General features: G+C 60.9%; 6 protein-coding genes. 1 reads left to right on the top strand and 5 read right to left on the bottom strand.

Annotated features, from left to right (window positions below):
• Window positions 1-227: DUF1585 domain-containing protein (locus AC6FTP_RS26410; RefSeq protein ID WP_497209885.1), on the top strand; the 227-nt coding region annotated here is incomplete at its 5' end.
• A 96-nt stretch (window positions 228-323) separates the two neighbouring features.
• Here AC6FTP_RS26410 and AC6FTP_RS26405 read toward each other — a convergent pair.
• The 5 genes from AC6FTP_RS26405 to AC6FTP_RS26385 form a co-directional block, all read right to left on the bottom strand.
• Window positions 324-1,157, bottom strand: a complete 834-nt coding sequence (locus tag AC6FTP_RS26405; RefSeq protein WP_497209884.1) for an ATP-binding protein — start codon at window positions 1,155-1,157, stop codon at window positions 324-326.
• 158 nt (window positions 1,158-1,315) lie between these two features.
• Window positions 1,316-1,666 (bottom strand): hypothetical protein, encoded by a 351-nt coding sequence (locus AC6FTP_RS26400; RefSeq protein WP_497209883.1) that lies wholly within the window; start codon window positions 1,664-1,666, stop codon window positions 1,316-1,318.
• A gap of 18 nt (window positions 1,667-1,684) precedes the next feature.
• Window positions 1,685-2,170, bottom strand: coding sequence for a DUF6908 domain-containing protein (locus AC6FTP_RS26395; RefSeq protein WP_497209882.1), 486 nt, complete (start codon window positions 2,168-2,170; stop codon window positions 1,685-1,687).
• Window positions 2,171-2,179: 9 nt separating this feature from the next.
• Entirely contained in the window at window positions 2,180-2,542 is a 363-nt protein-coding gene (locus AC6FTP_RS26390) for a DUF5983 family protein (RefSeq protein ID WP_497209881.1), read from the bottom strand.
• Window positions 2,539-3,147 (bottom strand): AAA family ATPase, encoded by a 609-nt coding sequence (locus AC6FTP_RS26385; RefSeq protein ID WP_497209880.1) that lies wholly within the window; start codon window positions 3,145-3,147, stop codon window positions 2,539-2,541. The genes AC6FTP_RS26390 and AC6FTP_RS26385 overlap by 4 nt, the downstream gene beginning before the upstream one ends.
• Between the last annotated feature and the right edge of the window lie 186 nt (window positions 3,148-3,333).

Here is a 3,333-nt window from a genome sequence, read left to right as displayed (position 1 = left end):
AACCCGTCAACAGCCCCGCCGACATCCGCGCCTACCTCACCAAGCACCCTGACCTCCTCGCGCAAAACCTCGCCCATCGCCTCCTCACCTACGCCCTCGGTCGCCCCCTCGGCTTCACCGACCAGCCCGCCCATCGCCGTCTGCAAGCAGACTGGAAAGCAAAAGGCTACGCACTCCGTGAGCTCATCCATCTCATCACCACCAGCGAGCTGATGCGCCAGCCGTGATGCTTGCCATATCATAATGATGAAACATACCTTCACCTTACTTGCCGCCTTGCTCCTCTCGCCGCTGGCCGTCCTTTGCTCCTGGTCCCACCTATTTCAATCCTGTATAAATCCAATCTTCCTCCGACTCTTGCCCTTCTCCCTCGAGTGCTCGGCATTCGCCTTTCTCACCTTCGCAACCTCCCGCTCCACCATCTCCTGCGTTACCAGCCAGCGCTCTGGGTTCGGGTCCGTGCTGCCGGCATAGATCGAGTTGACGCACACATTCAGGATGTCCCCGCCGCTAAGGCCGCGTGAGAGGGCCGCTAGAACCGCGTAATCAGCCTGAACCCGATCTGGGTTGGGGAGATGAAGGGCAAACAGCTCCCGGCGCATGGAGGCGTCTGGAACGCGGAACTTGATGTGACGCTTGATGCGGCGAAGCAGGGCGGGGTCGTAGTTTTCAAACAAGTTGGTGGTCACGATCACCACGCCGTCGAAGCGGTCGAGTTCCTGCATCAGGCAGTTGCGGTTCTGGTTGATGCTGGTGGAGCAGGATTCGCCGGTGGCGACGCGCTTGGAAAGCAGGCTGTCGGCCTCGTCGAAGAACAGCACCGCACCATGGTCACGCGCGGCTTGGAACGCGGCTTTGATATGCTTGGCGGTGTCGCCAAGGTATTTCGATATGACCGCGCTGTAGTCCACTTGGTAGAGCGGCTTGCCCAGCTTCAACGCAATGCCTAAGGCTGCGCGCGTCTTGCCGGTTCCGGGTGGACCGTAGAAGTTGAGGATGCAGCGACCTTGTTGCGGCTGGATGCTACTCAGGTTCCAGATGCGGTCGAGATCAGCGCGGATCTCCAGTGCTCGCAGGCCTGCATGGATGTCGGTCTTCACCTCCGGATGCAGGATCATCTTGTCGAGGTCATGACGAGGCTCGGCTTGCACGAGCATCCCCACATCAGGGGGCGGTTCCTCTTCATCGCGATCCCTCCTGCGGCGGCGCGGGTTGCGGTGGTCATCGGCGGTGGCTGAATCGGGTGGCAGTTCGATTTCAGGGGCAGTTCGAGTGGGTATGGTGGTGGTGGTGGTGGTGGTGTTTGGGTTTAGGTTCAGGCTACAGGCTCCGCAGCTTGCGTATTTACAGTGCCGGAAAGTGCGGCTTCGATGCGCGTGGTGTCTGTGCCTTGCACGATCTGGCGAGCATAGGCGGGGATGCGGCGACGCAGGATGATCATCTCCTTGGGGCTGAGGCATCCGCGTCGCTGATACTGACGAGCGAAGCTGGTCAGGATTTCCGCGTCAGGTCCGGTGAACCCGATGCCGTTGCGTTCGATGGTGGTTTCACGGCATTGTTCGTCGGCGGTCTGGTTCTGGTAGATGCGTATCAGCGCGCGCAGTGCCCAGCGGTCGTTGCTGGCAAGGCGTTGGCGCAGTTGTTCGATCATGTCTTTCTTGCTCATAGTTAGGTGGGTTCGGGTTCATTGCCCTTGCGGGCCGTCTCCTTGCCTCGTCACCGTGCCCTCCGTTGTCGCACCGTTTGCGACACCATATTGGCGCTCGAACACCTCCATAAAACCCTGCTGCTTGATATTGATGTCCCATTGTGTGGCGAAGCTGCGCAGCTCTTTCATCCACGGTGACTGCTTCACCTTGACCAAGCCTTCGCGGCTCACCTCTGCCACGACTTGGTAGGCTCCGAGATAACTGTTCTCATAGGTGAGCGGCGTCCATGTCGTGCCATCTGCCGAAGGCACCACGAGGAACGTGATCTCGGGATCACGCATGGCATCGCCGTTCTGTTCGCTGTAATGCGCGATGCTCAGTTCATACGCGCCGTTGGGATAGGGACCACCGATCACCTCAATCACCAGCCGCATGAACGGCGGGTTCTCAAGGCGCAGGTAGCGGGTTCGGACGGCCTCGAAGCCGCCGTGTTGATCAATCATGGTCTGGATGTTTTGCATGGTCGTTTGCTATGGGGTTGGGGGGCACCACTCGAAGAGCGGCAGGTCGGAAAAGGTTTCGCCATCGGCGTCGAGACGCGCATAGGCGTAGCCACGGGCCTTGATGGCCAAGAGCACGCCGCGCAGGTGCGGGAACGTCGTCATTTCATCCTCATCGAGGTCTTCGATGAGGAACAGATGACCCACGCCATCGAGTAGGTGGGCCAACAGGGGCGGATCATCCGGTGCACGGCACTCCAGCGGACGAAGCCGCAGCAGGGCCTCAGCTTCGCTCGGTGGGATGTGCCGTGTGGACACCACGGGCACCTGCATGATCCATGGGCCGGGGCTGTCATGAAGGATGGGGATTTGGGTGGTGGTGAACAAGCTCATGAGGGTTGGTGGTCGAGATAGGATTCGAGATCAGCGAGCGCGGCCCGCACACAGCCTCCACTGCCCACGGCGATCTGGTTCGCCGTGACGGAGGGCACGGCCCAATGGGCGCTCAAGAACGCCGCCAGCTCCTCCGTGCTCGGTGGCAGCAGCTTGATGGCTTGGAACCGCGTCTGGAACCGCTCGGTGAGCAGGTCCAATTGCAGGTTGCTCGTGCCGAGGAACGCCCGGCCCGGTGGCAGGCGGTCGAGGTAGGTGAGCAGCAAGTCCTGCGCTTCACGGGAACAGCGATCCAGCTCATTAACGATCTTGACCGACCATGAACTGAATAGGCTGCCATAGGCAAGCTGCCGCATCCAATCGCGCACAAGGTCCACCGTGACCTCGCGTCCGTTGTAATCCTCGATGGCCAGCGGCGTGCCGGCCAACTGAAGCGCGACCAGCTCCACCACACTGGTCTTGCCCACACCCGGCGGACCATAGAGCAGGAGCTTCATCGTGGCTGAGGGATCACTGGCAAGCCGCTTGGCTTTGCTCGCCTGCGCCATCGCCACGCGTTTGGCCTGGCCGATCAAGTCCTCCGCTGTGCGCGGTCGCCAGTTCATCGGCGAGGACGGAGCTTGTTTGTGAACACGTTCACGCGGCTTGGATGCCATGATGGACCTCCTTCCCATGAGTCGTGGAGAGCGTCGTAATCGCAGCCGTGATGGCCCGAGCGCCCTTCTTGTAGAGCGTGACGGCCAGCAGTTCGCCGTCGAGCCACACGGCCCAATACCGCTGGCCATACTTGG

The organism is Prosthecobacter sp. (assembly GCF_044378005.1).
In the GTDB taxonomy this organism is placed as follows: Bacteria; Verrucomicrobiota; Verrucomicrobiia; order Verrucomicrobiales; family Verrucomicrobiaceae; genus Prosthecobacter.
This window is presented reverse-complemented; position numbering and strand designations above follow the sequence as displayed.